A 26563-nucleotide genomic window follows, 5' to 3' on the forward strand; every position below is an offset into this window, starting at 1 on the left:
GTTCATTGTTCCGTCAACGTCAGACGACGATAGAGCGCGGCCTGTCCACCAGCCCCGACCCCGATCGAGCCACTAAGCGAAAACCCCTGCGTGAAGGTGTAGTGAGCGCGCACGGGCTTCGCGCGATCGACTTCGCGCAGAATGTCGGCGATGTAGTCCGCGGTCGGCGGGTTGCCGTCACGAGCGGCCACAGTCATGAAAAGTTCGAACGTGTACGGCGCAGCGGGCGGCGTTTGTTCAAACCATTCCCGAAGGACGATGTTTCCGCCGAAGCTTTCGACTACGTCGCGCACCGCTGCCGCCGTGCCGTTCTTGCGTGCGATCGGGATCGCCGCTTTCACACGTGCGCGGCGCACCTGTTCCGGCCATTCGTTTTTCCACGTGACGACGCCCAGATGCCACGCGAGCCACGGGAGCAGATCAAGGGGAATCCGTTCCGGGTTCATCAGGTCACGCAGGGGAACGGGTACGTCGCCGAGCGGCGCATTGGCGCGCGCTGCTGCCCGCATGAGCGGCGATGCGTTCGGCGGCAACAGGTCATCCGCCATACACACCCCCATGTTTCACCTTCAACGACGAGCAGAACGACGCTTGCGTTGACGTGATCGCAATATCCTTCGCGGGCGAAATGAGCACGACGCGTTCGACGCCTTCGGCATGCAGCGCGGCATAGATCCCGGACAGCGGGATTTCCCGGCCATTGCGGCGCGAGTTGTCGGCGAACTTCTGCGCGCGCGTCTGCGCCTCCGTGATAACCACGCCCGAATCAGGCCCCGCGTATGTGTAGATGATTGCGTCGATACCGTACTTCACGATTTCGGCGCTTCTGACCGTCACCTTGTCCGTCAGCGGGCGAACGTCGTCAGCGCTCAACGCCGCCGCGACTGCATCAATCACGGCTTGCGGTGCCGTACCGTCGCCTTCACGCACGAGCACTGACACAAGCACTTCGCCCGGATTCGGGCTCGTCGCTGACGCATCGAGCACCGAACCGTGCGCCGCGCGTGCGTGCGAGCGATACGCGCCTTCCGGCCCTGCAACGGAATAGCCTTGCGGCGCAAGCTGTGTGCGGTCGCGCAGATCGTCGTTCGACTCCATCACCGGGTCGGTGCCGGTATCTGGATCGCCGGGCGTGACCACCAGACGCTCAACGCCAAGCAGCGCCGCGAGCTGATCCAGATCGCCGTCCATCGCAAACGCGAGCATCAGTGCACGCGCTGCATCGTTCACACGCTGGCGCAGGTACATTTCGCGATAAACGCTTTCCTGCAACAAGATCGTGATCGGCTCGGATTGCAGTTCGAGCTTCGCCGCAACCGCCGCGCGAATCTCGTCAGGCACGAGCGCGAGGAAACCGGCCTTGCGCTCGGCAAAGAGCGATTCGAAGTCGATTTCTTCGACTACGTTCGGCGCGGGCAGACGCGACAGGTCGATAACGCTCTGGCTCATGCCCGGACCCCCGACACGTCGACGGACGATTTCACGCTGACCGGAACCTGCCGCCCGTTCACGGTTTTGTATCCCTCGATCAGAATCGGCACGCGGCCGTTCCGGAAATCGCCAGCGGCCAGCACAGCGGCATCGAATGCCACTTTGGTGAGCGTAAGGCGCGGCTCCCACCGCATGATCGCGGTCGCGACCGCTGCGTAGACGCGCACGAGCAATGCGCGGTTCGCCGGGCCGTCGATCAGGTCCGGCAGTTCGGAGCCGAACGTGCGACGCTTCACACGCGAGGCGAGCGGCGTTGACATGATGATCGCGAGCGATTGAGACAGGTGCTCGTCGCCGTCGATGAACTCGCCGGTTTGTGCGTTCATGCCGCTCATGCGCCCGCCGTAAGTGCGGTGGACGTGATCGCGAACTCGCCCTGTGCTCGGTGCGGATGGCGGATCAGGCTGATACCGCCCGCCTGATGGTCGGCGGCGGTCACAACACCAGTGAACGCGGCAGGCCCGTTGATCCGCATGACAGGACCGGAACCGCCCTCGCCTGCCTGCCCGTCTGCGCCCGACAGGAACACGAACGGACCTTCGACGGTGAGCTTGCCCTTGCACGTCGTCTGTTTGGCGTCGAGCGTGATCGTTTCAGCCTTCACCGTCGCGTCCTTCGTTTGCACGACGACGGACGCAGGCGCGACCATGCGAATCGTTGCACCCGCAGGCAGATCGACCGTCAGCGCGTGCCATTCCTCGTCATACGAGATGCGTGCGCCGTCATCGAACTGCATCACGTGTTCGGCAATGCTCGTGCTCGGCGCGGGCCGATCTTCGGAATACAGCGCACCGGAGACGATGCCTTGCGCAAGGTCGCCCATCGGGCAATCGATCTTGACCTGTTCGCCGAGCGTCGGCGCGCTCCACGTGCGCAACGAGCCAGCGCGCGCCGTAGTCCAGCGAAGCCAGCCGGATTGGAGCCCTTGTCCGTCCGATTCCTCATCGCCGATCGCGACGCGGCACACCGGGTTTTCTGCGTCCGATGCGTCGATCGCGATCACGCGGCCGAGCAGCACGCTATTGCGTGCGACTCGTCGCGCTTCATTTGCTGCCGCTTGCTCCACTGTCGATGCTCCCGAATATCACGTGAACATCATGGCGCGCGCGCGAACGCCCGGCGAGCACATGCGGCAGTGCTCGTGCCGGGTACAAAAGGCGCGGAAATGTGGGGGGTTGCCTGAGAATCAGCCGCGTGAAATTCGGCCGTCGAGATGCGCAATCAGGCGAGCGCGGATCGAATCGCGATCGTGCGCGGCGACCCCGACGAGCGCTCGGCGCGGGTACTGGTATTCGGGGCCGTGCGGCGCGACTGGCGCGCGCTCGCCATATTGGTGGACCGCCGCGATACGGGCGATGCGGCCCGCGAAGCCTACCGCCGCTTCGTCGGGGCTGGCTTCGACCTTCAACCATCGAGCGGTGCGCAGCTTCTGGAACATCACCTGTCGACGGATGCGGCCCTTACGTGATCGCGCGCTTGCGCGCTTGCGGGGCTCGTATGGCGTGCCGTCCGGGTTCAACTGCTGTGCGATGCGGTCGGACTGATGCCGCCGCATCTCGCGCGCGACGCCCATCAACGCCACCCGCCGCTGTGACGGAGAGAGTCGTGCGAGCAGTTGGATTGCCAGCATTTCGAGCGCGTGCAGATCGTCGGTCATTTCTTCGGCCACGCCCCGGCCACCAGATCACGCCCTTCGACCCACGCGGCCGAATCCCAATCGGTGCTCGCGGGCATGCTGTCATCCACGTGCGTGAACGAGCGTCGACCGTCATCGCCCATTCGTGCGACAACGCTTTCAGTGAGCTTGACGCGAATCGACAGGTCGACCGCGTTGTTGTTCAGCACGTCGGCCTCGAACTCGATCCCGTGCGCTGCATTGTCGCGATTCTGGAACAGATCGGGTTGGTTCGCCTGCGCCCAAAGCACAATCGCGCCCATGACCGCATCCGTCGACCCACCGAATTCCAGCATCACGAGCCGCGCGAAATAGCGGTATTCGAACGATGCGGTTTGTCCTGGCGATGCGGCGATGTGCCCGCCCTCAACGAACATCAACAGTCGGTCGGGATTTTCAGGAAGCCCCGGCACCGCCGCCGTGATCGCGGCCCGAAGCGAATCCGATTTCTTCACTTCGCGCCCGCCGTCGCCGTCGAGTCGCCGGCATCGGCCCGCGCCTGACAGTCAAAAATCATGTCCACGACTGCCGCGCAACGCGCCCACGCCGCTTTCACTGCCGTAAGCGTCGTGCTCATGTCACCGTTCGTTTCTGGCGCCGTTGCAGACATCGTGCAGCGTGTCACCGTCGGGCACGTGTTGAACGTAATCGCAGGCCCCGGTGATGGCGGGGCTTGCGTGCAAGCGGGCAATGCCAGCAGGCAGGACAGTATCAGCCCATGCACGAGATTCGGGCGTTTCATTGATGATCCTCCGGGTTGCGTCCTCGATCCGCTTCTGCGCGTTGTCGATCTTCGATTGCGTGACACCGAGCCGCTGTTGCAGCTTGGCGTTCTCCTGCGCCGTCGCGAGTAACGCGGCAATCGTGTTGTCGCGTGCCGTCACGGTTTCGCGTGCCTTGGACGCGTCGTCCTGAGCGGCCCGCAGATCGCCGCGCAGGTCTTTGACGTAGCGCACCGCGCTCCATGCTGCGAGCGCAGCAACCGCGACGGCGAGCAGCCGCACGACGAGCGGGTTCATGCGCCGACCGTGTAAGTCGTGTGCTCACCGCTGAAACTCGCGGTCAACACCTGTCGGCGGGGTTTCTTGCCGTCAGCGGCGAGCCCGATATGCACCCACCGACCGCCCTCGTGAATGACCTGATCGAACGGCAGATTCGACGCCGCGAGCTTGCGCACCACGTCGAGCGGCGAGCCGAACGCGGGGCAGACGAAATCGGCCGCGAGCCCGTGAAGGTGCGCGCTGTCCGATACGCCGCCGACCGCGCGATTCAGCGCCGGACACCGGTAGCCCGACGAAATCAGAATCGGTTTTCCGCCGAGCAGCACGCGTGCCTGTTCGAGTGTCTGAGCGAGGCGACGCAGGTTGTCGACCGTTTCGGCCGACGGCATGTTGTCGATGCCGCGTTTGCGTGCTTCGGTGCTCGCGATCAGTTCGGCGAGCGAGAAATGGTCCGTCAACTGCATGTGTTCTCCCTGAATCCAGTCGTGAAAAATCTATCGGCTCGCGTCGACGCCGCGATCAACCTCGCGCAGCGCCCGGCCGAGCATCCGATCGAGCACCCGCGAACCACCGTAGCCGGATAGCGTGATAACGCCCGCCTCCAGCACGGATTGCAAGTCGAGCCATTCCGACACGAAAAACGCGACCAGCCCGGCGACCAGCGACACAACCGTGTCTTTCGCGATTTCCAACGCAACCGAGCGAACCGGTGGATCGTCAGCGGCCAGCTTCTGCAACGTGCTCGCGAGCCCGCCGATAAACGACAGCAGCAGGCACACCGCAAACGCGGCGGCCGGAATGTGCGCCAGATCGTCGCCGAACGTGATCGACGCGGCCCACGCCGACAGCGGCCATACCATCAGCATCCAAAGCCAGTGGTAGCGAATCAGGTTTTGCACACAGCCCTCCGATGACGTTTTTCGAATAGATCGTGAAATGCCATCGCCAACGAGACGACGGCCATAGCGACGGACACCACGTAAGCGCCCCACGCATCGCCAAGGACAGGCGCGAGCACGAACGGCGGAACGAGATAACAGAACGCCGCGTACACGTACAAACCCCGCCGCATGTCGGCGAGCCAAATACACACGAACCGGCCCCGAAGAATCACATTCGTGAGCACGTCCGCCGCTTGCATGGATGCGACGCCGAGCATCGCGTAAAACGGCGCGTAGACCAGCAGTCCGCCGTGCCCGAGCATCATCAGCGCAAGCGGATACTGCGTGATGCCGCTGCGCGGTGCGGTCGCCAGTACCGCCACCATGTAGGCGATTCTCACCACCGTGGACAGCGCGCGGCGATCATGGGTGTTGGTGAGCCTTTGCATGTCCACCTCAGTCAAAAATTTGAATCAACGGGGCAGTACCGGACACCGTGGCCGGGTCGGGAATCTCCACCTCATGTCCGATCGGCAGGAACAGCCCCACGTCGGCGATGCCGGGGTTCGCCTCCAATACCGCCTCCACGACGCCATCGGTTCGGCCGAGCACACGCCAGCAGAGCGCGTCGACTGTTTCGTTTTGGAGTGCGTGCGCTTTCATCAGATCAGGTCCACCGTGACGCGACCGCGCCGCATCATGTCGGACATCGCCCAATACGCATCACGCCGGGCGTCGTCCGGCACGCAATCGAGCGCGTCAGCACGACGTGCGCCGTCTTTCGACGTGTCGTAATCCCGGTAGCGCTCGGCCAACTGCGCCCGAGCCCACCCATACACGGCGCGCCGGAAGCGCTGTATCTGGACGTTCTCCCCGTCGATTTCGAGCGGCGACGTTGCCGACAGATCGAGCGCCCCGGCGCGCTCGCTTTCGGCGCGCCAGTCGGCCAGCACATCGCACGTGTGTGCGATGCCTTCGATCAGCGCCTCACGTAACCGGGCGTCCGTGATCGTGCCGTCGACCAGCCGCAGCACGGCACGCGCATTGCGCATGTCGATCGGTGGATACCAGCTATCCACCCGAATGACCGGCGTGACCGACGGATCGTCGGGTGCGGGCGCACTGGCGGCAGGCACCGGAGCAGTGGAAATCAAATCGCTCATGTCGGCACCGCCGCGATGTAGGTGTGGCGGTGGACGCGTGCCGTTTGGTGAGGCTTTCCGCCTACCGCCCGGCACGCGTGCCGCCACGTCGCGAGGGACACGTTACGCATCCACGCCCTCACCGTCGGGCATGGATGCAGATTCATCGCCTGACAACGTCGCTTCGAGCCGCGCGATATCGCGCTTGACGCCGATCCTGTCGTTCAGGTCAAACGCACGCCGAAACGCGGCGAGTGCCACCGCCGGTTCGTTCGCGGCAGTCGCGAGCCCATACGCCTTGAACAGCTTCGCCCGAATCTGATCGACCATATCGAACGGCTCGGTCAGATCGATCACTTCGGCCAGCATGTACGGCGGCACGTCGGCCGCGTCCGCGAACTCTTCGGCCACGGTAGCGGGTAGCGTGCGTTCGAACTGCGCAGGCATGGTGAGCCCGTGGCGGATCGCGTAGCGTGCGATATCGAAAGCACCGCCCATGTCGCCCGCATCGAGCCGCCACAGCATGATCGTGACCAGCACGTCGTCCTGACCGCCTGCGTCGCGGTTCAGCGCTTCGCCGACGTATGGCACGTAGTCCGGCAGGATTTCGCGCTTGATCGCGACCTTGCGCGCGACGGATTGCGTCTCTTTCAACCGTCGCTGATCAGTCGCGAGCTTGGCGCGCATCATGTCGGACGCCCTGTCTTGGCCGCGCTGCACGCTCGCCGCGATCGGCTCGTCAGGCTCGCTCCCGGCCACCGACGCGGCGACGCGCATCAGGTGTCGGGTGATCGGGGTATGCCTCACCATGCCCGCCCCTTACTGGCCAGCGCCCGGCGCAGCCGGAACGTCAGCGCCCGGCGCACCCGCGAACACGATGTTTTCGAGCAGACAGCCCGCACCGAAGTCCTCGATCACATACGCTTCGTTGCTCGACTCGAAGAATTCGAGCTGATCGCGCTTCGGGTTGTCGATGATCGCGCGGCGACGGCCGCTGATTTCCCAGTAGATCGACAGGTTCGACAGCATCGTGACCAGCATCTTGCCGCGCGGCATGAACGGAACCTGCATCGCGCTCACGTTGCCCATGCGCTTCTGGCTGATGATGAGACTTGCGGCAATCGATTCGGTCGGCGGATTGTCCCGGTTCACGATGGGGAAATACTTGTCCAGCATCGTGTCCCGGCCACACAGAACCACGAGGTCGGGATTGTCCGCATACCACGGCTCGATCAGCGAATTGATCGCCTCGTACACGAGCGCGTCGATATTCGCGTAGTCGGAACCAGTGCCGCCGATCACGATCTTGCCCTTCGCCTTTCCTTCGGCGACAACGCGACTCGGCGCTTGCTCGCGGTACTTCTGGAGCCAGCCCTTGTTTACGTCCTCCAGATTCGGGTTCTTCGCACGGTTCGACGTATTGGCCCGGCTAACACCGTTGAAGCCGACGCGGATGCGATCGAGCGCCTGCTGCTGCGCGTTCGCGTCGCGCACCATCGTTTGGAAATTCGGCGTCGTCGCCCACGCATCCAGCTTGTTGTAACGCAGGTGCGTGTCGAAATTCGTCTGCGAACAGAAATATCGGTTCGGATCGAGATCAGTCAGATCGACCGTTTCGCGTTCCTTTTCCTTGGTGTCCGTCGTGCTCGCGATCGGTGCGCCGACCAGCAGACCGAGCTTTTCACCCTCCTGTGCCGTCACACCTTGAACGTTGATGAGTTTCAGGAGCGCGGCCGATTCCTGAATGCGTTTTTCGACCTTCTGCTGCACGCTCGGCACGACCGAAAATTTCTTCGATACGTCGCTGATGCCGTTCAGGCGTGCGATGTTGTCCATGTAGCGCTCAACGGCGCGCTGAGTTTTTTCCAGCATGTTTTCTCCGATGAATCGATGTTTCGCCTAGATGCACCGACCGCGATTAGCAGTCCGTCGCGTCCCATTCGCCGCCCGTAGCGGTCGGCCGTTGCGTGCCGCTCGGCTCGCGTTCGAGTCGCTGGCTCAGTTCGTTGAACGCGGCGCGATCCTTCGCGCCCTCCGTTTTCAGCGCATCGATTTCACGCCGCATGCCCTCGATCAGTACCAGTTGCGATGCGCTGTGGTACGACAGACGCGAAGCGATATCCGACGGAATTGCGCCGCCATTCGAATCCGCGGCCGGGGCTGCCCCGGCGCTTTGCGCCGATGCCGGTGCGGCACCACTGCCGCCGATGCCGAACAGTTCGGCCAGCTTCGATGTGACGAGCGTGGTAAACGATGCGGGGGTCATGGCTGGGGCCGCAGTGGGCTCGTCGTTGAACAGCGCCGCGTCGACCTCGACGCCGACCGAAAACAGGTTTTCCGGGGCATGCTTGCGCGTCCGGAAGTGGTCGGGATGCTGCTGCGAGAACGAGAGAATTTCGGTTCCGAGGCTCGCCGGACTGTCGGTCACACCAATGCCGACCAGATACGATTTTCCGGACTCGGCGAAATTCGGCGCGATTTCGATGCTCGTGTAGACCTTCTGACGCGCCTTGGTCATTGCCTTCAGGTCGTCGGTCGGATCGAGCTGCGCGAACAGCGCCAACTTGCCCTCTTCGACCGTGCGAGCCTCGGCCGCGCGCACGTCGCCATATGCGCGGAACTGACCATCCGGAAGGACGCCGCGAATGTGTTCGAGAAACACGCGCGCGCCATACGTCGCCGGGTTGTATGTGTCCGCCATTTCTTGAATCTGCTGTCGCGTGATGGCGCGACCGTCCGTCGTCGCGCCCTCCGTTGCCACCCGCACAAACTTCATCGTGTTTTCTCCCTGTTGGTTCCTGTGCGCTGATTAAGCGGTTCCGTCATCGTGCGCGTGCGCCGTTGCCCTATCAACGCGGTGCGCTGCGCGTGCGGCCGGGTACAAATTCATGCGGTCGATTTCGCCCGCGCGCGCGCATACGCTCGACGCATGGAAAAACCTGCAAACCCTTTCGCCGATTTCCCGGCTGCAAATGACAAGACCGAAACGAATGTGACGAGCCTCGCGACGCGACGCGTCGCACGTGATCTGTTTTGGGGCGGATGGAAAATCCGATCGATTGCCGAATACATCGGTGAACCGCGCTCGACCGTCGAAACATGGAAGCAGCGCGAGGGGTGGGACAAGGCAACGTCTACGGACAAGGTGGCCGACGCGCTCGTGCAACGAATGCGTGTGTTGATTGCGAAAGACCCGAAGGAACCGCGCGATTTCAAAGAGCTCGATCTACTCGGCCGCGAGATGGAGCGGCAACAGCGCATGCAGGCTCGCGCCGAGCGAATCGAGTCCGGCGCGACTGAGACGAGCACCGCGAGCGGTAGCACGCCGCGCGCATCGTCGCGCTCATCGGGGCGAAAGACCACACGCAACGCGATCACCCCGGAGCAGCAACAACGCATCCTCGACGCGATCCGCGATTCACTGATCGGGCATCAGCACACGTGGTATGAGAACCGTCATTTGCGCCGTCGGAACATCCTGAAATCCCGACAGATCGGCGCGACGTTCTATTTCTCGCACGAAGCGTTCGGGCGCGCACTCGAAACCGGATACAACCAGATTTTTCTGTCCGCGAGCCGCGCACAGGCGCACGTGTTCCGCGCGTATATCCAGAAATTCGCATGGGATGCAGCGCAGGTCGAACTGACCGGTGATCCGATGTGGCTCCCGAACGGCGCGGGCCTGATCTATCTCGGCACCAGTTCGCGCACGGCACAGAGCTACAACGGCGATCTGTACTTCGACGAATATTTCTGGACCAGCAATTTCGCAACGCTCAACAAGGTTGCGATGGGGATGGCGACGCATTCGCATTTGCGGATGACGCACTTTTCCACGCCGTCCACCACCACACACGAAGGCTATCCCTTCTGGACCGGCGCGCACTTCAATCGCGATCGACCGGACGACGAGCGGGTTGAAATCGACGTATCGCATACGTCGCTCGCGCGCGGGCTCGCATGTGGTGACGGGCAATGGCGGCAGATCGTGACGGCCGAGGATGCGATTGCATCCGGGTTCACGAAACTCGATTTGGAGGACTTGCGCCGCTCGAACAGTCCGGCCGACTTCGAAAACCTGTACATGTGCCAGTTCGTAGACGACACCGCTTCGGTGTTCTCGTTCCGGCTCGTGCAGGCGTGCATGGTTGACTCATGGGACGTATGGACCGACGTGAAGCCGCTGCTTGATCGTCCGTTCGGCTACCGCCCGGTCTGGATCGGCTACGACCCCGCGCTTACGGGTGACTCGGCCGGGTGCGTCGTCATCGCACCGCCCGACGAGCCGAACGGGAAATTCCGCGTTCTCGAGCGCCATCGCTGGAAGGGCATCGACTTCGAAACGCAGGCAGACAAGATTCGCGAACTGACGCAGCGCTACAACGTCGCGTATATCGCGATCGACACCACCGGCATTGGTCACGGCGTCCATCAGCTTGTGCGCCAGTTCTTCCCGCGCGTTGTCGGGTTGAATTACTCGCCCGAACTGAAAAATCGCCTTGTCCTGAAAGGCATGTCGGTGATCGGGAAAAAGCGCCTGGAATTCGACGCGGGCATGACAGACCTCGCGCAATCTTTCCTATCCATCCGGCGATCGATGACGCCGAGCGGCGCAAAGATGACCTACACCGCCGCGCGTAACGAAGAAATCGGCCATGCAGACCTTGCATGGGCCTGCCTTCACGCGCTCGACAATGAACCCCTCGAAGGTGCGAGCCGCGCGCGCAGCACCGTGGAGATTTGCTAATGACTTCCGACCTCGTACCCACCGCACACGATATCGCCACGCGCGCACCGCTATCGTCGGTCGAATCGTTCACGTTCGGCGACACCGTTTCCGCTATGGACGGAGGCGATATTCTCGACTACGCCGAGCTGTGGGCCGTCGATGATTATTTCGAACCGCCCATCAGTCGCGAAGCCCTCGCGAAGTCGATGCGCGCCGGTACACACCATGCGTCCGCGCTGTACTTCAAACGAAACGTGCTCGCGTCGACGTTCATCGAGCACCCGAAGTTTTCACGTGACGCGTTTCGTCGTCTCGCGCTTGATTTTATGGTTTTCGGCGATGCCTACCTTGAACGTGAGCGCAACCGCGCGGGCGGAGTGCGCAGCTACCGCCCTTCCCCGGCGAAGTACACGCGGCGCAAAACGGATCTGCAAAATTTCGTGTTCATCGACGGTTGGCTGAACCGCCACCAGTTCGAAACCGGCTCCATCTTTCAACTGATGGAGCCCGACGTAAATCAGGAAGTCTATGGCATGCCCGAATACATCGCCTCTCTACAGTCCGCGTGGCTGAACGAGTCGGCGACGCTGTTCCGGCGCCGCTACTACGCGAACGGCTCGCATGCCGGGTTCATCCTGTACGTGAACGACCCGAACATGGACCCGGAGGACGTGGACGCGATCCGGAAAGCGCTGCGCGATTCGAAGGGCATCGGCAATTTCCGGAACCTGTTTCTGCATTCAGCGGCACGAGGCGGCAGTGGTGAGAAAGGCGCAGTCCAACTGATCCCGATTTCGGAAGTCGCCGCGAAGGACCAGTTCTTTGACATCAAGAACGTGACACGCGACGACTCGCTTGCGGCGCACCGCATCCCGCCGCAGCTTATCGGCATCGTGCCGAGCAACACGGGCGGATTCGGCGCGGTCGAACCGATGGCGCGGGTGTTCGCCCGGAACGAAGTGGTGCCGCTTCAACAGCAGTTCCTGAAAATCAACGAGTGGGCGGGCGAGGAAATCGTGCGGTTCAACGACTACGTGCTGCCGGTCGCTGCCTGACCGCGCGAAGTGCCCAATCTGGCACTTTTCGGTGCTGCGTCTGGAATCACGCGTTACGCGACCGTTTGCGTCTGGAAAATCCACCCGAAAACCGCCGAACCCCGCCCCGTGCGGGGCTCGGCCGGTCGCACGGGTTGCGTCTGGAATCGCTGTTTCTTTTTAGCCCGCAGGCGCGGAGGGGACTGCGATATTCCGGGGCGGAAGTGTGATCCGCCCCCACCTACCGCCCGCGCGCGACGGCGCGCCCGAGCCCGTATCGAGCCCGCCACGGGCCTGCCGCTGCCGCGCCCGACGCGCGACCACAACATGCACGAGAACCGCGCAGAAGCCCGGAGAATCTGCCGGACGCATGGTCGCGATTCTTCGACGTGATATCACTTTTTGATTGCATGATGATAGCATTTTCTGCTATCATTTGGGCATGAAATCGAAACACGCCCGCACCCTCGCCGCGATCTTCACCAAGCCCACATTGGGCGGGATCGTGTTTTCCGATATTGAATCGCTCGTCGCCGCACTCGGCGGCGAAATCCACGAAGGCGCAGGGTCGCGCATCGCCTTCGAACTGAACGGCACGCGCCGCTATCACCACCGCCCGCATCCGGGCAAAGAGGCGAAGCGGTATCAGGTGGAGGACTTGCGCGACTGGTTTATCGAAATGGGAATCAAGCCATGAACAACGCCATGACTTACAAGGGATATTTCGCCCGGATCGATTTCGACGGGCGCGATAACATTTTCGTCGGCCACGTGCTCGGCGTGGACGACAAGATCAGCTTCCACGGCGAAACGGTGGACGAACTGTTACGAGACTTTCATGCGGCCGTCGATCACTATCTTGACGACTGCAAGCGCGCCGGGCGCGAGCCGCAAAAGCCTGCATCCGGAAAGCTGATGCTACGGATCGATCCGGCTGTGCATGCACGTGTCGGTATCGCTGCCGCTCTGTCGGACGAAAGCATCAATCAATGGTCAGAGGAAGTATTGGGGCGCGCGGCTCGCGAGGTATTGGAGCGCGCCGCACATATTTGATCAGGTAGGCCGATAAATAGCTACCGCGACACCTCGCGTTTCACTTCACAAATTGCAGCGATTTTAGATCAACCGCACGAATCAATAAAGTAATTTACCCGGGGAATAAATATGGGATCTGATTTTGATGAAATCGAAAGAAAAATAAAGAGGCGGATAAAGTCAGAGCAGGATGCCGGCGAACGAAGCTACCAACAACTCTTGGATCAACGGGAAAAATTGAAACGATTCGAGCGGGTTATTTCGCTGCTCAACCCAGTTGCGATTATATTTGTCGGATCTGTCATTATTTTTTCTGCGTTCAAGAAGGGCTTTTTCGAGATAAATATATCCACCCCTTCGACTGCGATTCCATCATGGCCATTTGTGATTATAGGTGTCGTTGTCGCAGCCGGGGCGATGCTTTTCTACCTTCGCGATAGCGGCCCTGCAACCAGTCTCAGCAAGTTAAAAGACAAAGTCGAAGATCTTGAAATACTGCTGAAGGCGCAACCTGCTTTTGTTAAAAAAGAATTGGGGCAGTTCTTTGTCTCAGATGAGACCAAGAATGAGATCATCGCAGGAATCAAAGATGAGATTCACAAGTCCGCTGTTGACTCAACGCTAAACACTCTTGCCGCAGAGAATATTGAGGCCAAAAAGAAGATCCGGTTCCTCGAAAAGGTTCAATCTGAGCATTTTGACACGATGACAAGATTGCAGACTGCCATCAGAAATTTACAGACTCGTGCGAACCTTAACCTTGTATTCGGTATCATATTAACCGGTGTTGGCGTTGCGATTCTTTGGCAAACTCTGTCTGTTCCGCTTCATGGTGATTCCGCATGGGATTTCGCGCGAGCGTACTTCCCGCGCTTGTCACTGGTATTGATTGTTGAGCTTTTTTCTTATTTCTTTCTGAATCTGTACAAGGGAAATATTAACGAAACGCGCTACTACCACAACGAGCTTACAAACATTTCGAGTCGCCGAATTTCGTTGATGTGCGCACTAGAGTCAGGCAATCAGGATGCCATCACTTCCGTCATAGCCGAATTTTCAAAGACAGAGCGAAATAATGTTCTAAAAAAGGGACAGACAACGGTGGAAATTGAAAAGAATAGAATCCAAAGTGATTCAAATAAGAACTTGACCTCGATAATTGAGCGGCTTCTCCAGTCTGCGATTCCATCTAAGAAAGATTAATTTCACTTGCGCGGGCAAGAGCGGAACCAACGCTCTTGCCCTGCCCCAAACTTATTGACGGTGCGTGACCGCTGCTTGGATCGCCTTTCGCAGGTCGGCACCTTCCCCGACCACGGCATTTTCGAGTAGATCGAGCACGCTCACGCGAAACACTGGCTGTTCCCCCACCACGTGCATTTTGTTGATCGTGACGTTGCCTTGGGCCGCAAGCCAGTCCAGCAGACCCGCATCGGTTGGCCTGGCTGGTTGTTTTGCGCCGCTGACTGCTTCAAGAGCCTTCGGCGTTACCTTCGTCTTTCCCGATGCCTTCGCTATCTCCTTCGCGGCCTGTAATTGCCCCACCGCGCCCGGCCCTGATTCCTTCACCAGCTTCCGCGCAGCGGTGGCCGACACCTCGCCAGCCTGCACCGCTTCGCGGATCGCCGTCGGCGCAGACAGCAGCGTGAGCGCGTTGCGAACCTTCGTGATCGAACACGGCAAGCGTCGAGCAATCGTTTCTTCGGAGATTCCGCGGCCGAGCATATCTTTGAACAATATCGCCTCGCCGAGCGGCGTCAGCTTGCGGCCGTTGTTGTCCTGATACTTGCCGAACAAGCGATCTTCTTCCGTCGTACCGCGTTCCTCGTTGACGACCGGCACCGCTTCGATGCCAGCGCCCTCGCTGTTCGCAAGCTGGACAGCATCCCATCGCGTATGGCCATCGGACAGGTACAGAAAGCCGTCCACAGCAGCGCACACCTTGAGAGGCTTGTGGCGAAAGAAGCCGTTGACCTTCATCGAATCCGCGTACTCGCGCACCGCCGCCGGATAGTCCGGGTCGGCGAGACGAGGGGCATTGAAGCCCGGCCGTACACGAATCGCATCGAGCGACACCATGTAGATATCCGCGCTCCCCTGCCGGAACTGCTTCATGATCTGTTTCACATTGCCCGGCACCAACTCCATTTCGGCCTGCATGTTCGTTGCTGCATCCATCGTTCAATCCCCTTTCAAGTACCCCGGCGACGATGTGTCGCCATCATCAGAAACAGACCCGCTATCCGGCGAGTCATCGAAAAGCGAAAGCGAAGCCCGCCGCTCGGTGCGCTGCACCGGCCCCTCTGGCGTCATCGTGAGCGCGGTTCGGTACGTGTGACCGCACAGCACGTTGTCGCACTGGAAATCCACGTTCCAACACAGGTCCGACGTGCGCAGCATCACGCGCGCGATACCCCGCGCCTTGCAATGCGGGCATGGCATGGTCCACCGCATGTCACAACCCGGCCCGCTTTGCCGTCCGCGAATTCACCGCGCCGCGAAGCGGATCAGCGCGAACGATCGGCAGATCGAGCCCATCGCGCGGCGACGCCGACGGCGAAAGCGAGTACAGGATTTCGAGCGACGCAGGCGCACGAAATCCGCAATCCGGGCAATAGAAGTACAGGCGGCGCATGGTGTCGCTCATCGGCTCAGAGTGACGCGCCTCGATATGCCCGTCGCACGCGGGACACTCGATCGTCATGTCGTGCGGATCGCGATAGCTGGCGTTCATACGGCTCCCGATTGGTTAGGTTGCGTGTTCAGCGTGGCGGCCTGTTCGTAGTCGGCCAGCCAGTCGGATACGTCGTGCGCGGCATGCGCGTGAGCGGTGTTGCGGCTCGATCCTCGCGAATCGGCGGGCGGATCAATGCGGAACGATTCCGCGTATTCAAGCCATGCGTCGACCGGCGTTTCAGCCGCTTCGACGTGCTTGGGCTGCTGCGTACAGTTATTGACACCAGTCCAAGGGCGGGCGGCTTCGCCGCCGCGCCGAACCACTCGCCACACGTGACGCGTCGACGGAACGAAGATTTCCGTTTCGCGGGTGTACGAGCAAAGCCCGTCAACGATGCTCGCAATGCCGATTGCTTCGACGCCGTGCGGCACGCGCACGGGGGCGATGCCATACCGCCCCTCGCGGTGCTCGATCGTGTGTCGGATGTAGACCATGCGGGCCTCGCCCGCGATTCCGCCCATTGCACGCGAGTACGCCGCCCAATCGGCGGGCTTGTCGTCGCGCTTCTGCGCGGCCGTCCAAGCGGCGACGATGCACGCCGATTCTTCGATGGCCGGTAGATCGTCCTCTTTGACGCGGCGCAGCTCGCGCCACACGCCGACCGGCGCACCGCCGAATTGCTGGAACTGTCGGATGCCCCACAGCGCGGCCCACGTTTCAACGCGAGCAGACGGCGTGATTTCGTCGTCGTCCCAAAAATCCGACTGCACCACGTAGCCCTCGTTCGTCTTGTGCTCGCCGACCGCATGTCCGTCGATGTTCTTCGAGATGTATTTGGCGATGTACCCGACGGCCGAACCCTTCGCCTTGTCGATCAGTTCGAAGCGCACGCGGTGCTCGCGCGCGCCGGGTTCGTTACCGGAGTCGCGCAGCCCGTGCTTGCGCATGATTTCGCAGAACCGCTTGATATCGTTCGAGAACACCAGCCCGTGCCAATGCGGCGAGCCGTCGTGATGCGGCTCCGCAACGCGCATGCCGAAGTACGCCACACCCTCTCGGCTCAGTTCCGCGCGGATGCGTTGCCATACCTTCCGCAAGTACGCCTGCCCGTCGCGCGGCGTCACGCCTGCATAGTTCGGGTTCGGCTTGAACCAGCTACCGGTCTGCCGGACTGCATGGAATCGGCTCGGACACGTCAGCGTGAACATGACGCCGCGATACGACGCGCCATCGGCCAATTCTTCCAGTCCGCGCAGGCGCGTGAACAGTTCGCCGCGCTTCAATGCCTTGTTCGAAATGCCCTTCGACGCCAGTTCGGCGAGCGTGAAGCGCTGGCCGTCCTCGTTCTCCATCGTGACCGCTTCGAGCGTGCGAGCGTTGCGCCGATTCTGTGCAATGCGACGCCGCACGGCCTCATCGCTCGCATACGGCTCCGCTTTCAGGTGGACGAAGTGCAGCCGAATATTCGAGTGCTCCAGTCCCCGAATGTGCATCTTGCGCAACTGACGCCGCCACCACAGTTCACACTTCACGCGCGCGACCTGATCGGCCGGATGCTCGAAATTCGGCATGTCGATTCCGTATGCGCCGCACGTAGCGCGCGCGACGACGAGCGCATCGGCCAGTTCGAGCCCATATGCGCGCATCGTCACGTCGGACGCAATGCGGCGGGCCTTCATGCAGATTTCGTGATCGGTCGCATCGGGCGATACCGGCATGCCGTCGGGCGCGTGGACTTCCAGAAAGTCGCGCAGCGTGTTCGCCGCTGCTGCCAGATCGAACATATGCGCGGCGTTGAAGCCGGTTCGCTGGCGGTACGTGCGCGCGCTGTCACGCCCGGCGTCACGCGCCTGTTCAAGCGCGCGGCGCATCCACTTCACGGGAAGGCGTTTCTTTGCCTTGTTCGCTTCGGGTAGTTTCGGGACGCTGCTTTCAGCGTCGCGCGCGTAAATCCACATAGAGACAGCCGAGACTCGAGAGAGGAACGTTAGGCGGGTTGCGTCGATTTAACGGGCCATGCGGGCTCGGTGCCATCTTCGGGATGCGTGCCGCACCATGCGAGCGCGAACACGATAGTGAGCAGCCAAATCGCCCACAGCGGGAGCGGCTTTTTCTCGGGCGTTTGCTTCATGGGGGTGTCCTCTTGATTACCGGAATTGAAAACGTCGCTTTGACAGGTTGCGCAGGAGCGGTCGGAGAACGTGCATTGCGGCGGCTTCGGCCAAATCGGATTCCGCAGTGCGCGCCGGGCTCGTCAGTTCGGGGGGAGCAGCGAGCACGCCCGCACCGATGCCGAAATCCGCTAGATCCTCGATCAGCAGTTCGCGCGTCGTCATCGTGCAATCGGCACTCGACTGATCCATGTCAGCCCCGAACGCCCGCGACCGCGAACAGCGGCAAGTCATCGATCACGTCGAACCGCTCGACCTCGCGCGGCTCGATCCCTGCCGCCGCACACGCCGACGGTGATATCCAGATCACCTCTTCGCGCGCCACGGTTCCCGCCTGGCTGTTTGCTCGCGTCTTGCGCGTGAATCGCCCCCACCCGGTAAGCGCCCGCTCGTACATGTCCGACGCGTAACCACTCACCACGGCCATGCCGCTAAGGTTCGCGAGCATCGCCAGCAAATCGGCATGCTCAAACGTGGACATTTCGCAACGGTAGTCGCGGCCGATGCCACGCGAGACGCTGTTGCGCACTTCCGGCAGATACGGCGGGTCGACGTAGAACAGCACGCCCGGCGCGTCGTATCGCGCTATCAGTTCAACGGCGGGCATGTTCTCGATCATGGTTCCACGCAGGCGCGCACTGATCGGGCCAAGCCTGCCCGGATACCGCTTCCACTGCCCCGGTCCATCCGACCACACGTCGCCAGCGAATCCAATCGGGTCATTCAGCGGCCGTGTCGCACCCATCGAGCCGAAACCCATTTGCGCGCGCACACACAGGCGTCGTGCGCGCTCGATCGGTTCGTCGGTAGCGGACCATGCGGCGTCGAACTCCGTCCGCGCGTATGGCGTCAGTTCGAGTGCGTCGATCAGGCGTGCGCGCGACGCGTCGTCGCGCACCACACGGAAAAGGTTGACGATTTCGCCATCCAGATCGTTGTAAATCTCGACGCGGCTTCGCGGCTTCTGGAGAAGAACAGCGGCCGAGCCGCCGAACGGCTCGACGTAGATATCGTGCTCGGGCAGGTGCGACAGCACCCACGATGCGACGCGAAACTTGCTACCCATGAAGCTGAGAAGCGGCGCCGTGACGCCTGTTCCCGTTGCCGCCCGCGTCACGCTGCCTCCGCGAGAATCGGACGAAGGCAGTCACGTGCCACGAGTAACGCCATATCGCGCGACATGCAGCAATCGGGGGCAATGCCGCCTTCTTCGTACCAGTGGACCGCCGAGCCGTTCGCCGTGAAGTACCCGCCGCGCGAACCGCGCTCATAGAACGGGCCGGTTTCGACAATGCCGGGCTCGATCTGGCGCGGTGCAGCGGCTTGAAGGTCTGCGAGCGTCATGCGGACCCCACGATGGTGAATGCTCGCTCGACGCGGCGAAGCGTCGCCGCCTGTCGCTCGGCTGCATCGCTCGCGCGGCGACGTGCGATGTGTTCCGCGTTGCTCGCGCGGATCACCCTGCGAATTGCGAGCGTTTCCGCGTCGCGCTGATTAGGAATGCTATAGACAAGAGCCACTGAATCACCCCGCTATGTATGTTCGTACTATCGAAAGGAATTGCTACCGTCGAGGATGACCGCGGTTACGCGGTCCCCGGCGTTCGTTTCAGGCTGCACACATCGCCCCTGCCCCGGCGCGCTGATCTGCCGGGCGCGGCATTGAGAACACCAACGCGCCCAATCGCTCAAGCCCGCGCAAGAACGCCGCGTGTTCCGCAGACACGGCGTCCGTCGGAAGCATCACGATCGTGACACTTCCGGCCGGGCCAGCCGGATCGAAGCCGAACCATGAACCAGATAGTTCCTGCGCCGCACGTCGCAGCGCTTTTTCGCGCACGTCGTCCCGCGTTGCGTTCCTCGACACGACACCGGCAAGGCGGATTGCATCGGCCCACAGTTCGCACTGGTGATGCGTCAGCAGCGCGCGAGCATTCGCGATGATCCGATCGGCGCACTTCAATTCGCGATACAGCGCGTCGATGCCACCACGTTCAATCGCGTCCTTCCGCTCGTCGGCGCGAGTCATCCCCTCGCCGATCACGTTGTCGCACTCGTTCGCGTTCGACCACTGGATTTTCTGGTCGAACGTCAACACGGTGAGCACCGTGCGGATGATCACGTGCGCAGCCCGCAGTTCGTCGCGCAGTTCGGTGTCGATGTTTTTCATGCGAGGCCCCGTGATTGATCGAGTGTGGGCGCGGTTTTCGCCGCGTACTTTTTGGCGTAGCCGAATGTGCGACGCGGCGCACGCGCCGCGATGCTCCATAATTCCCGGTCCCTGATCAGATGGAGCAACGCATGGAAAGTCGCCTTGTAGCGAACGTCGAACTCGCCTCGTTCGATTCCGAGATTGTCGACGGGCTCAACCTCAAAACAGTCCCGAAATTCACGCGCGACTACCGGATGCAGATCGGCATTCGCAACGACGCCGGAGAGCTTTACCGAGGCATCCGCTTGGAAGGCATGAACCTTTGGCTCGATACGCTCCAATGGTTCTTTGATCACGGATTCGCCGACGAGATCGGCCCTGATGGCGGGACCGTTCGCGGATGCGACGCGATTTTCAGTCGAAAAAAGTGACACGGTTTTCATGCCGCCCACCCTGCCGTTTGCACGCCCGGAATCGAAATCCACTTTTGGACTAAAGCAACCATTGCATCCATAAGTGCACGAAATTGCGGTGCGACGGATTGGCGCGAGAGCGCCGAAGGTGTAAGCGTTTGTTGCAGCGAAACGTGCATTTGACTTCCCCTTGTTCAACCCCTTGAACGGATACAGCGTGGAAGTCGCCCGGCAGACGGATAGCTAGTCCGTCACCGGCGGGGTTGGAAACCGGGGCCGGGTCGACGGGATGGAGAATAGTCTCATCGAATGAAACGTGTCAATAGATGATACGTCTCAGCGACAGAGACAGTTGCATCTGATGAAGCGTCGCAGTACCTTTGACGCCGGGTTGATTTGATTCACAAGGGGTTTGTCAATGAAAACGACAGTCGATTGGCTCGACGCGGTGAAAGCCCGCCTCGACCTTCCCTCCGACTATGCCGCAGCGAAAGTGCTGGGCGTGACGCGTGGCGCGGTCAGCAAGTACCGCAACCAGCAATCCGTGTTTGATGAGAAAACGGCGATCCGTGTCGCGGAAATTCTCGGCGTCGATCCGTTCGAGGTGATCGCCGCTGCGCACGCCGAAAGCTCGCGCGACGATCGCACGAAGGCAATTTGGGTGCATGCTCTGGAAGTTTTTTCCAAGGGCCTACAGGGTTTTCGCCGGCTGGCGCTACCCGCTAACGCTTGTAGGGCCTTGGTCCCGCAGGTGTAACGCCAGCTAAAGTTAGCGACCCTTCTTCACGTTATGTCAAATTAAATTGACGTGATGTTAACCGCCCAGATTCGCCTCTGTTTGCCGCGCGCCGTCGTCCCCGGCGCGCGGCCCACCCGATTACGACTGCGAGATTCGGCGCAAGCGATCAATCACCGATTCCGAGCCCGCGGGAGCGCCACCCGCAGCGATGCGACGCGCTTCTTCGACCGCAGCCTGTTGATCGAGCGGTTTTTGCCCGATGGAGGCCACGGTCTGCGCGGCGTCGGCCGAGACACGCGCCTGGGTGGCGGCAGCCTGCAACGCGCCAAGTCCGGTTGAAGCGGAGCCGGTGCTCGCGCGCAAGCGGTTCAGTTCGTCCTGCTGCTGTTGCATCAATTGAGCCCGCTCGCGATCAGCCTGTGCCTGCGCGAGGTCCGCCATTGCGGCACGTGCTTTCGCATCGAATTCGTTCAACTGGGTTTCGACGGTCCCCAGGATTTCCTGAAGCGTCTCGACAAGTTGCCGTGCGCTATCGGCTTCGGCCTCACGCTGCGGCAGATCCCGCTTGCGGCGCTCGAGATCGTCGGTGAACTGCGTCAGCGTTGCTTCGTTGATCTCCTGCTTTTCGAACTTGTCGATCAGCACGATCGACGCTTTAACGTCCCCGTCGATGCTTGCCTTCAGTTCTGCCGCCGCGGTTTGCGCCTTGTTGCTTTTCTGCTTGGCCTCGGCAAGCTTTACCGCCACTTCATGCAGTTTCGCCTGCAGGTTGTCGCGGTCGACTTGCGTAGCCGTTTCGGGATCGAATGCGGCGATCTGTTGCGCCAGACGATCGCCGACGGTTCCCACGTGTTTCGCAAGCAGTGACGAAACGAGTTTCCAGCCAGACATGGTGTTCTCCTTGGTGAACCTTGTATTGCGGATGGATCGAGGCGGCTTAGCGCCTCAGAAAATCTTGACGCGCAGCGGATCGAGGGCAAGGCCGGCGAAATAGTCGACCCAGACGGCCGGCGCCGGATGCCCGTCCATCGTCTCGACGTGCTCGAAATCGATCCATAGGCGCTCGATCGGGCCGCTTTCCTGCGCCGGGCCGGCCGGCAGGCGCCGCACGTACTGCATGAACGAATGCGTCTTCTCGACGCCCTTCTCGCCGACGCTATCGTCCAGACGACGTTCCCGAGCAGTCCACGGCCTGATGTAGTCGCCACCGGGCGCGTCACGCTCGAACCCGATCGCATCGTTGCCGCCGAGCAGCGCATCGACGCGCGCCGGATTCCTGGCGAGATGGGCGATCTGGTCAAGCTCATCGCGATCCATGTCGTAACGGTCCTGCCCGAGCCCGTAGCCGTTGCCGAGGAATGCATCCTGCTCCTCGGCCGTCACCGGATATTCGCGGTACAGGAACTGGTAGTAGGCGACTTCCCGAATATCCTGGGGATCATCCCTGCCCGTCATGACCTGCAGGAACGCGCCCTGCCCGTTCCTGTCAGGTCCCGTGTTCGTGTACATCCGGAAAATCGACAGATCCGCGTCGGCGTCGATATGCAGGCGGCTGACCGCAACGATCGGCATCTGTGCGTCCGGCGGCACGACGAGGAGCGCGCCCTCCAGTAGAGCGAAGTCGGCCAGCACAAGCTTGATCATGCCGCCGATGCATGCGCCGAGCGGTAGTCCGGTGTCGACCCGCTCCGGTTGAGCGGTGCGCGCTCGCGCGAAGTCGTCGAGGCGCTTTTCACCGATGCGGCGAGCGAGTTCAAGGATTCCCATGTTCGTTCTCAGAGGCGATAGTTGGTGTGGGATGCATAGCGCGCCTTTCTGAGTAGCCACGCGCGGCGCGCACGCTGGAACATCCCAACGACGAGACAAGCAGAGATAAAGAACATTCCGCCCAACAGGAATGCATCCATGATCGGATGCTTGCTTTCCCCTGCCGGTTGTTTTTCCGTCGTTGCCGGCGACTGGGCGAGTGTTTCCGCCCGGGCGTCGGATGCGGCGTCCGGCGCGGCATCGTCGCCGGATGTATTTCGATATCTTGGTGCTGAGGTCGAGTCGACCGGACGCGCCATCGGTTGCTGGACCACGACGGTTTCGCGCGGCGAGCTGCTACGTCCGAGCAAGTAGCCCAGCAGGAACCTGTCATTGCTGCTGGATTGCTGTCCAGCCACCGGCGGCGCTGCGCCATGAGCGGGTGCGCTGGATGTCGACGCGGTGCTTTGCGTCCCGTATGACGATGTATCTCCGGACGCGCCGTGGCTGAGCGAACTGCTGCTACCGGCGCTATCGCTGCCATGCGACGGCTGGTTCGAATTCAGCGTTGCAGCCGCATCGCGGCTTGACTGAGCCGCATACAGTGCGCCGCCGAGCGCGGTCGCGGCGATCACTTTCCTGGAACCGGAGCTGCTGAACCCCGACTTCGAGGATGTGCTGGATGGACTCGCCGACGAACGAGCCGATGAGTCATCGGAAGCGTTGTTCGAGCTCGACGAGCCGTATGATCGGCCGTAACCGGAGCTGGATGAACTTGCCGACGACCGAGCGGATGAGTCGTAAGACGAGCCTTTCGAGCTCGACGAGCCGTATGAGTGGCCGAAACCCGAGCTGGATGGACTCGTCGACGAACGGGCCGATGAGTCGTACGACGAGCCTTTCGAGCTCGACGAGCTGTATGAGCGGCCGGAACCCGAGCTGGATGGACTCGTCGACGAACGAGCCGATGAGTCGTAGGAGGCACTTTTCGAGCTCGACGAACCGTAAGAGCGGCCATAACCCGAGCTGGATGACGAACTGCTGGAACTCGAACCGGATGAGTAGCGACTGGAGCTTGAGCCGGACGACGAGCCGCTGGAACTCGAGCTGGACGACGAGCGGCTCGAACTGAAGCCGGAGCTCTTTGCAAAGGCGATCGGCGTGGCGGAACCTGTGGCAAGCGCGACGGCGACCAACGTCGCAGCGACCTTCTGGCGTGTGGTCCTCATATTGTTGACGTCCTTGTTGTTCAAATATTGTCTGCCCGGGCCGGACGGCCTCTCGGTTACCGTTCCGGTCCAGCTTTGTGCGCTGATTTTCGCGCCGTCTCTGCGTGAATCACGCGCTAGTGTCGTGCAGTGCGCGAACCGAATTACCTGCCCCCAATCGACGCGCGCATGATCGTAGCAAGTTTAAAGAAAGCTTGCTTGATCATTTCATTTTTATTCACTTTGGCTAAATGGACGTGCACGACTCGTTCTCATTGTCATTGCGGCATCCAGCCCGACCGGTGCCTTGGCAATCACGATTCGGAGATGGAGGTCTTCGGTGGCGCTTGGTTGGGGGCCAGCGTGGCCTTGGGATTACGTCGGCATCCAGTCCGTCCATATCGACTGAGCGACGTCGCCCCATCATTCGCCCTTTTCCGTGGCGCCGGCCCTGATCTGGAAATGCCCCCGCGCATACCCCGTTGCAGGGTTGTGGTGGCCGGACGTGCCGCAACGAGTGACACGAACCTTGGTCATCGGGCGTGCCGACGTTACAACTTGGGGTCGCGCTTGCCGGTCATGCATTTGTGCATCCAACTTCCGTGGCAACGGCTGTGCCTCGTTGATGTGCATCAAACGACGGACGTCAACGCGCGCTGTCCACCAACCGGCATCTGTCTCGCGAAATTAGTGTCGACCGTCCAGGCGCGCGGCAATCTGTCCATCCTGCTCGTTAACGAGCAGGATGTCCGCCTGCGTGTGATCAATCTGCACGATATCTAAGGGATGCCGGACCTGGAACGTGCCAGGGGCGATTGCAGCGTTCGGGAGGGCAGCCCGAAAGCATCCTGCTCGCGATATGAGAGCCACCGTCGAGCTATCGTCGACCTGCTTGGAGACGACAACGACAGACCTGCAACGCTACAGCGACGTTTCCCCTCAAGTACAAGATCAATTGCGGGATGCGCAAGTTGTCGCTGATCGGGAAGCCATTGGTGCACGGCCCCGTCGATGACGCATTCGACGGCGACGTCCAGTCTGCTCCCGATCGCCCTATCCGGCTGCCTTGGCTGTAGTGCACTGGCGACCGGATTTGCGAGAAAACGACGGCGCAGGCGATCTACGGTTGTGCAGTGAACGCCGAATAGCAGTGCTGCTCGTTCGGCCTGCTTGCGGGAAAGCACGCCGTTGCCCAGCGGTCGAAGCACGGACGCAACCTTCGCCGCTCGAGCGGCCCGCTCTTCGATCGAAGCCATACGGCCTCCTGCTCATCCACGCGACACATGCGCTAGCCGTATTAAAGAACACGTGCAACGTGCTAGCAACGTTACTGAACACGGCTAGCGTTGATACTGAAGCCGGTGGCGTTCTACAGCGACAAGGCGAGCGTGTTCCGCGGCACCGCCCTCCTTCATCGCTTCCTACGACGCACGGACGCACGCTTCGCAAAGCCACCGAGGAGCGACTTCGATGCGCACCGATCGTTGCGGGACGAGGAGGATCTGGCTCGGCTGATGACCTGGCGCGAGACGCGCCGGGTCACGAAGTCGCTGACGGTGCAGTACGACCGGGTGATGTATCTGCTGGACGAAACGCTGGCGAACCGGAAGCTGATTCACCGTTACATCGACGTCTGGGAGTAACCGGACGGATTGAGATACGCGCCGACGGCTGCGTGCTGCCATGTCGGTAGTACGACCGGTTGGCCGAGATTGATCAAGGTGCCGTCGTCGAACACAAACGCCTGAGCCACGTGCTGCAGGTTGCGCAGGCGCTTCAGGCGCAGCGCGATAACCGACGCGCTTCCGGTTCGCCGTCACGCACGAATCAGGGCCTCGAAGTTCGGAAGCCTGAACGTCTGGACGGCACGAAGAAGCAGCGCGAGTTCACGCAAGCTGATGTTGACGGCGTGATCGTGGCACCGTCTTAGCTTGCCAAGCGGATGCGATGTGATAGCGTATCGGCATCACCAAGTTCGTTTCTCGCGTCGTCAGTTTCCAGTGAGTGATTTCCCCATACGTCTTACAGTTGGCCAAGCTAACCACGTTGCCAAGGTTTTTCCGAAGTGTCGTCCTGAGATGACCGACTTCCTCGAGGCTGGTGCCGATGTGGTGATCTACAAGCAGAACGAATGCGGCAGCGATGTCCCGCCCTACGCAATCGCCGTTGCCGGTACCGCCTTCTGGGTTGATTGCTGTGAGACACCGGAGGAGGCAACAGCGCTGGCAGACTCCCTCGGCCTTAAGGTCGTTGAGGTGCGCCGATAGTTTCTTGCCCGCGTGTGGGTTGTCGGCACCGCCCCTTAACCAAGGGCGGGCACCCAACGATGCGAAAGTAGTTGCGAGATGTCGTCGGCGCGATGAGTAGGCAATCGCGTAAGCACATCTTTCAGGTAGACGTCCGGATCATGCCCGTTAAGCTGCGCCGAACGGATCAAGCTCATGATCGCGGCGGCACGTTGCCCGTTGGT

At 61.4% G+C, this 26563-nt stretch carries 37 protein-coding genes and 2 pseudogenes; 9 read left to right on the plus strand and 30 right to left on the minus strand.

Annotated features, from left to right (window positions below):
- Nucleotides 1-2 precede the first annotated feature (2 nt).
- The 16 genes from BCO18175_RS17180 to BCO18175_RS17250 all read right to left on the minus strand — a co-directional run bounded on the left by BCO18175_RS17180 (nucleotide 3) and on the right by BCO18175_RS17250 (nucleotide 8966).
- Entirely contained in the window at nucleotides 3-548 is a 546-nt protein-coding gene (locus tag BCO18175_RS17180) for a phage tail protein I (protein ID WP_174982687.1), read from the minus strand.
- Nucleotides 538-1449, minus strand: a complete 912-nt coding sequence (locus tag BCO18175_RS17185; RefSeq protein WP_174982940.1) for a baseplate assembly protein — start codon at nucleotides 1447-1449, stop codon at nucleotides 538-540. Before BCO18175_RS17185 ends, BCO18175_RS17180 begins: the two co-directional genes overlap by 11 nt.
- Entirely contained in the window at nucleotides 1446-1826 is a 381-nt protein-coding gene (locus tag BCO18175_RS17190; RefSeq protein WP_174982689.1) for a GPW/gp25 family protein, read from the minus strand. The genes BCO18175_RS17185 and BCO18175_RS17190 overlap by 4 nt, the downstream gene beginning before the upstream one ends.
- The gene (locus BCO18175_RS17195) at nucleotides 1823-2557 is read right to left on the minus strand and encodes a phage baseplate assembly protein V (RefSeq protein WP_174982691.1); all 735 of its coding nucleotides are present in this window, start codon (nucleotides 2555-2557) and stop codon (nucleotides 1823-1825) included. Before BCO18175_RS17195 ends, BCO18175_RS17190 begins: the two co-directional genes overlap by 4 nt.
- A 120-nt stretch (nucleotides 2558-2677) precedes the next feature.
- Nucleotides 2678-3148: a phage virion morphogenesis protein gene (locus BCO18175_RS17200; RefSeq protein WP_174982693.1), complete on the minus strand. Its 471-nt coding sequence runs from the start codon at nucleotides 3146-3148 to the stop codon at nucleotides 2678-2680.
- On the minus strand, nucleotides 3145-3621 hold the full coding sequence (locus tag BCO18175_RS17205) for a phage tail protein (protein ID WP_174982694.1): 477 nt from the start codon (nucleotides 3619-3621) through the stop codon (nucleotides 3145-3147). The genes BCO18175_RS17200 and BCO18175_RS17205 overlap by 4 nt, the downstream gene beginning before the upstream one ends.
- Complete coding sequence (lysC, locus tag BCO18175_RS17210; RefSeq protein WP_254608109.1) at nucleotides 3618-3857, minus strand: Rz1-like lysis system protein LysC; 240 nt, start codon at nucleotides 3855-3857, stop codon at nucleotides 3618-3620. Before lysC ends, BCO18175_RS17205 begins: the two co-directional genes overlap by 4 nt.
- Nucleotides 3745-4185, minus strand: a complete 441-nt coding sequence (gene lysB / locus BCO18175_RS40620; protein ID WP_174982699.1) for an Rz-like lysis system protein LysB — start codon at nucleotides 4183-4185, stop codon at nucleotides 3745-3747. Before lysB ends, lysC begins: the two co-directional genes overlap by 113 nt.
- Nucleotides 4182-4631 (minus strand): D-Ala-D-Ala carboxypeptidase family metallohydrolase, encoded by a 450-nt coding sequence (locus BCO18175_RS17215; protein WP_174982701.1) that lies wholly within the window; start codon nucleotides 4629-4631, stop codon nucleotides 4182-4184. Before BCO18175_RS17215 ends, lysB begins: the two co-directional genes overlap by 4 nt.
- 30 nt (nucleotides 4632-4661) lie before the next feature.
- Entirely contained in the window at nucleotides 4662-5027 is a 366-nt protein-coding gene (locus tag BCO18175_RS17220) for a phage holin family protein (RefSeq protein ID WP_254608110.1), read from the minus strand.
- 26 nt (nucleotides 5028-5053) lie between these two features.
- Entirely contained in the window at nucleotides 5054-5497 is a 444-nt protein-coding gene (locus tag BCO18175_RS17225; protein ID WP_174982703.1) for a hypothetical protein, read from the minus strand.
- A gap of 7 nt (nucleotides 5498-5504) precedes the next feature.
- Nucleotides 5505-5711 (minus strand): tail protein X, encoded by a 207-nt coding sequence (locus BCO18175_RS17230; protein WP_124583514.1) that lies wholly within the window; start codon nucleotides 5709-5711, stop codon nucleotides 5505-5507.
- Nucleotides 5711-6211 carry a head completion/stabilization protein gene (locus BCO18175_RS17235; protein WP_174982705.1) on the minus strand — a complete coding sequence of 167 codons (501 nt, stop codon included), beginning with the start codon at nucleotides 6209-6211 and terminating at the stop codon, nucleotides 5711-5713. Before BCO18175_RS17235 ends, BCO18175_RS17230 begins: the two co-directional genes overlap by 1 nt.
- A gap of 102 nt (nucleotides 6212-6313) precedes the next feature.
- Nucleotides 6314-7000 (minus strand): phage terminase small subunit, encoded by a 687-nt coding sequence (gene gpM / locus BCO18175_RS17240; protein WP_174982707.1) that lies wholly within the window; start codon nucleotides 6998-7000, stop codon nucleotides 6314-6316.
- Between the two features lie 9 nt (nucleotides 7001-7009).
- Nucleotides 7010-8062 carry a phage major capsid protein, P2 family gene (locus BCO18175_RS17245; protein WP_174982709.1) on the minus strand — a complete coding sequence of 351 codons (1053 nt, stop codon included), beginning with the start codon at nucleotides 8060-8062 and terminating at the stop codon, nucleotides 7010-7012.
- Nucleotides 8063-8108: 46 nt separating this feature from the next.
- Nucleotides 8109-8966 carry a GPO family capsid scaffolding protein gene (locus tag BCO18175_RS17250; protein WP_174982710.1) on the minus strand — a complete coding sequence of 286 codons (858 nt, stop codon included), beginning with the start codon at nucleotides 8964-8966 and terminating at the stop codon, nucleotides 8109-8111.
- Nucleotides 8967-9119: 153 nt separating this feature from the next.
- Here BCO18175_RS17250 and BCO18175_RS17255 point away from each other — a divergent pair, with 153 nt between their 5' ends.
- The 5 genes from BCO18175_RS17255 to BCO18175_RS17275 all read left to right on the plus strand — a co-directional run bounded on the left by BCO18175_RS17255 (nucleotide 9120) and on the right by BCO18175_RS17275 (nucleotide 14191).
- Entirely contained in the window at nucleotides 9120-10937 is a 1818-nt protein-coding gene (locus BCO18175_RS17255) for a terminase large subunit domain-containing protein (RefSeq protein WP_174982712.1), read from the plus strand.
- The gene (locus BCO18175_RS17260; protein ID WP_174982714.1) at nucleotides 10937-11974 is read left to right on the plus strand and encodes a phage portal protein; all 1038 of its coding nucleotides are present in this window, start codon (nucleotides 10937-10939) and stop codon (nucleotides 11972-11974) included. Before BCO18175_RS17255 ends, BCO18175_RS17260 begins: the two co-directional genes overlap by 1 nt.
- A 421-nt stretch (nucleotides 11975-12395) precedes the next feature.
- Nucleotides 12396-12650, plus strand: coding sequence for a type II toxin-antitoxin system HicA family toxin (locus BCO18175_RS17265; protein ID WP_015875749.1), 255 nt, complete (start codon nucleotides 12396-12398; stop codon nucleotides 12648-12650).
- Nucleotides 12647-13006 (plus strand): type II toxin-antitoxin system HicB family antitoxin, encoded by a 360-nt coding sequence (locus BCO18175_RS17270; RefSeq protein WP_174982716.1) that lies wholly within the window; start codon nucleotides 12647-12649, stop codon nucleotides 13004-13006. The genes BCO18175_RS17265 and BCO18175_RS17270 overlap by 4 nt, the downstream gene beginning before the upstream one ends.
- A gap of 111 nt (nucleotides 13007-13117) precedes the next feature.
- Nucleotides 13118-14191 carry a hypothetical protein gene (locus tag BCO18175_RS17275; protein WP_174982718.1) on the plus strand — a complete coding sequence of 358 codons (1074 nt, stop codon included), beginning with the start codon at nucleotides 13118-13120 and terminating at the stop codon, nucleotides 14189-14191.
- Between the two features lie 51 nt (nucleotides 14192-14242).
- Here BCO18175_RS17275 and BCO18175_RS17280 read toward each other — a convergent pair whose 3' ends face one another.
- The 10 genes from BCO18175_RS17280 to BCO18175_RS17325 form a co-directional block, all read right to left on the minus strand.
- Nucleotides 14243-15166 carry a ParB/RepB/Spo0J family partition protein gene (locus tag BCO18175_RS17280; protein ID WP_174982720.1) on the minus strand — a complete coding sequence of 308 codons (924 nt, stop codon included), beginning with the start codon at nucleotides 15164-15166 and terminating at the stop codon, nucleotides 14243-14245.
- Between the two features lie 3 nt (nucleotides 15167-15169).
- Nucleotides 15170-15442, minus strand: coding sequence for an ogr/Delta-like zinc finger family protein (locus tag BCO18175_RS17285; protein ID WP_174982722.1), 273 nt, complete (start codon nucleotides 15440-15442; stop codon nucleotides 15170-15172).
- Between the two features lies 1 nt (nucleotide 15443).
- On the minus strand, nucleotides 15444-15722 hold the full coding sequence (locus BCO18175_RS17290) for an ogr/Delta-like zinc finger family protein (protein ID WP_254599199.1): 279 nt from the start codon (nucleotides 15720-15722) through the stop codon (nucleotides 15444-15446).
- Nucleotides 15719-17623, minus strand: a complete 1905-nt coding sequence (locus BCO18175_RS17295) for a replication endonuclease (protein ID WP_174982723.1) — start codon at nucleotides 17621-17623, stop codon at nucleotides 15719-15721. The genes BCO18175_RS17290 and BCO18175_RS17295 overlap by 4 nt, the downstream gene beginning before the upstream one ends.
- Nucleotides 17624-17652: 29 nt before the next feature.
- Nucleotides 17653-17796, minus strand: coding sequence for a hypothetical protein (locus BCO18175_RS17300; protein ID WP_174953147.1), 144 nt, complete (start codon nucleotides 17794-17796; stop codon nucleotides 17653-17655).
- Nucleotides 17797-17812: 16 nt separating this feature from the next.
- A complete protein-coding gene (locus BCO18175_RS17305; protein ID WP_254608113.1) occupies nucleotides 17813-18001 on the minus strand; it encodes a hypothetical protein in 189 nt (62 codons plus the stop codon).
- Between the two features lie 28 nt (nucleotides 18002-18029).
- A complete protein-coding gene (locus tag BCO18175_RS17310; protein WP_254608114.1) occupies nucleotides 18030-18953 on the minus strand; it encodes a DNA adenine methylase in 924 nt (307 codons plus the stop codon).
- Nucleotides 18950-19180 carry a hypothetical protein gene (locus BCO18175_RS17315; protein WP_174982727.1) on the minus strand — a complete coding sequence of 77 codons (231 nt, stop codon included), beginning with the start codon at nucleotides 19178-19180 and terminating at the stop codon, nucleotides 18950-18952. Before BCO18175_RS17315 ends, BCO18175_RS17310 begins: the two co-directional genes overlap by 4 nt.
- A 264-nt stretch (nucleotides 19181-19444) precedes the next feature.
- Nucleotides 19445-20005, minus strand: coding sequence for a hypothetical protein (locus BCO18175_RS17320; RefSeq protein WP_174982729.1), 561 nt, complete (start codon nucleotides 20003-20005; stop codon nucleotides 19445-19447).
- The gene (locus BCO18175_RS17325) at nucleotides 20002-20430 is read right to left on the minus strand and encodes a hypothetical protein (protein ID WP_174982731.1); all 429 of its coding nucleotides are present in this window, start codon (nucleotides 20428-20430) and stop codon (nucleotides 20002-20004) included. The genes BCO18175_RS17320 and BCO18175_RS17325 overlap by 4 nt, the downstream gene beginning before the upstream one ends.
- A gap of 388 nt (nucleotides 20431-20818) precedes the next feature.
- On the opposite strand from BCO18175_RS17325, the gene BCO18175_RS17330 reads away from it, so the two are divergent.
- Nucleotides 20819-21157: a DUF3693 domain-containing protein gene (locus tag BCO18175_RS17330; RefSeq protein ID WP_174982734.1), complete on the plus strand. Its 339-nt coding sequence runs from the start codon at nucleotides 20819-20821 to the stop codon at nucleotides 21155-21157.
- A gap of 120 nt (nucleotides 21158-21277) precedes the next feature.
- Here the strand turns inward: BCO18175_RS17330 and BCO18175_RS17335 are convergent, their stop codons facing one another.
- From BCO18175_RS17335 to BCO18175_RS17345, 3 genes are read right to left on the minus strand one after another with little or no spacing between them, the layout of a single operon-like run.
- On the minus strand, nucleotides 21278-22030 hold the full coding sequence (locus BCO18175_RS17335; RefSeq protein WP_174982736.1) for a hypothetical protein: 753 nt from the start codon (nucleotides 22028-22030) through the stop codon (nucleotides 21278-21280).
- A 54-nt stretch (nucleotides 22031-22084) separates the two neighbouring features.
- Nucleotides 22085-22906 carry a DUF2491 family protein gene (locus BCO18175_RS17340; protein ID WP_174982738.1) on the minus strand — a complete coding sequence of 274 codons (822 nt, stop codon included), beginning with the start codon at nucleotides 22904-22906 and terminating at the stop codon, nucleotides 22085-22087.
- 8 nt (nucleotides 22907-22914) lie between these two features.
- Entirely contained in the window at nucleotides 22915-23520 is a 606-nt protein-coding gene (locus tag BCO18175_RS17345; RefSeq protein ID WP_174982740.1) for a hypothetical protein, read from the minus strand.
- A gap of 332 nt (nucleotides 23521-23852) precedes the next feature.
- On the opposite strand from BCO18175_RS17345, the gene BCO18175_RS17350 reads away from it, so the two are divergent.
- The 3 genes and pseudogenes from BCO18175_RS17350 (at nucleotide 23853) to BCO18175_RS17360 (ending at nucleotide 26360) form a co-directional block, all read left to right on the plus strand.
- Entirely contained in the window at nucleotides 23853-24017 is a 165-nt protein-coding gene (locus BCO18175_RS17350) for a hypothetical protein (protein ID WP_174982742.1), read from the plus strand.
- A gap of 1435 nt (nucleotides 24018-25452) precedes the next feature.
- A pseudogene (locus tag BCO18175_RS17355) lies at nucleotides 25453-26023 on the plus strand (ISNCY family transposase); the annotation flags it as partial.
- 148 nt (nucleotides 26024-26171) lie between these two features.
- The gene (locus tag BCO18175_RS17360) at nucleotides 26172-26360 is read left to right on the plus strand and encodes a hypothetical protein (RefSeq protein ID WP_254608115.1); all 189 of its coding nucleotides are present in this window, start codon (nucleotides 26172-26174) and stop codon (nucleotides 26358-26360) included.
- 35 nt (nucleotides 26361-26395) lie between these two features.
- Here the strand turns inward: BCO18175_RS17360 and BCO18175_RS17365 are convergent.
- Nucleotides 26396-26560 (minus strand): annotated as a pseudogene (locus BCO18175_RS17365) (transposase domain-containing protein); the annotation flags it as partial.
- Nucleotides 26561-26563: the final 3 nt, after the last annotated feature.

This window comes from Burkholderia lata (assembly GCF_902499335.1).
Classification (GTDB): Bacteria; Pseudomonadota; Gammaproteobacteria; order Burkholderiales; family Burkholderiaceae; genus Burkholderia; species Burkholderia lata_B.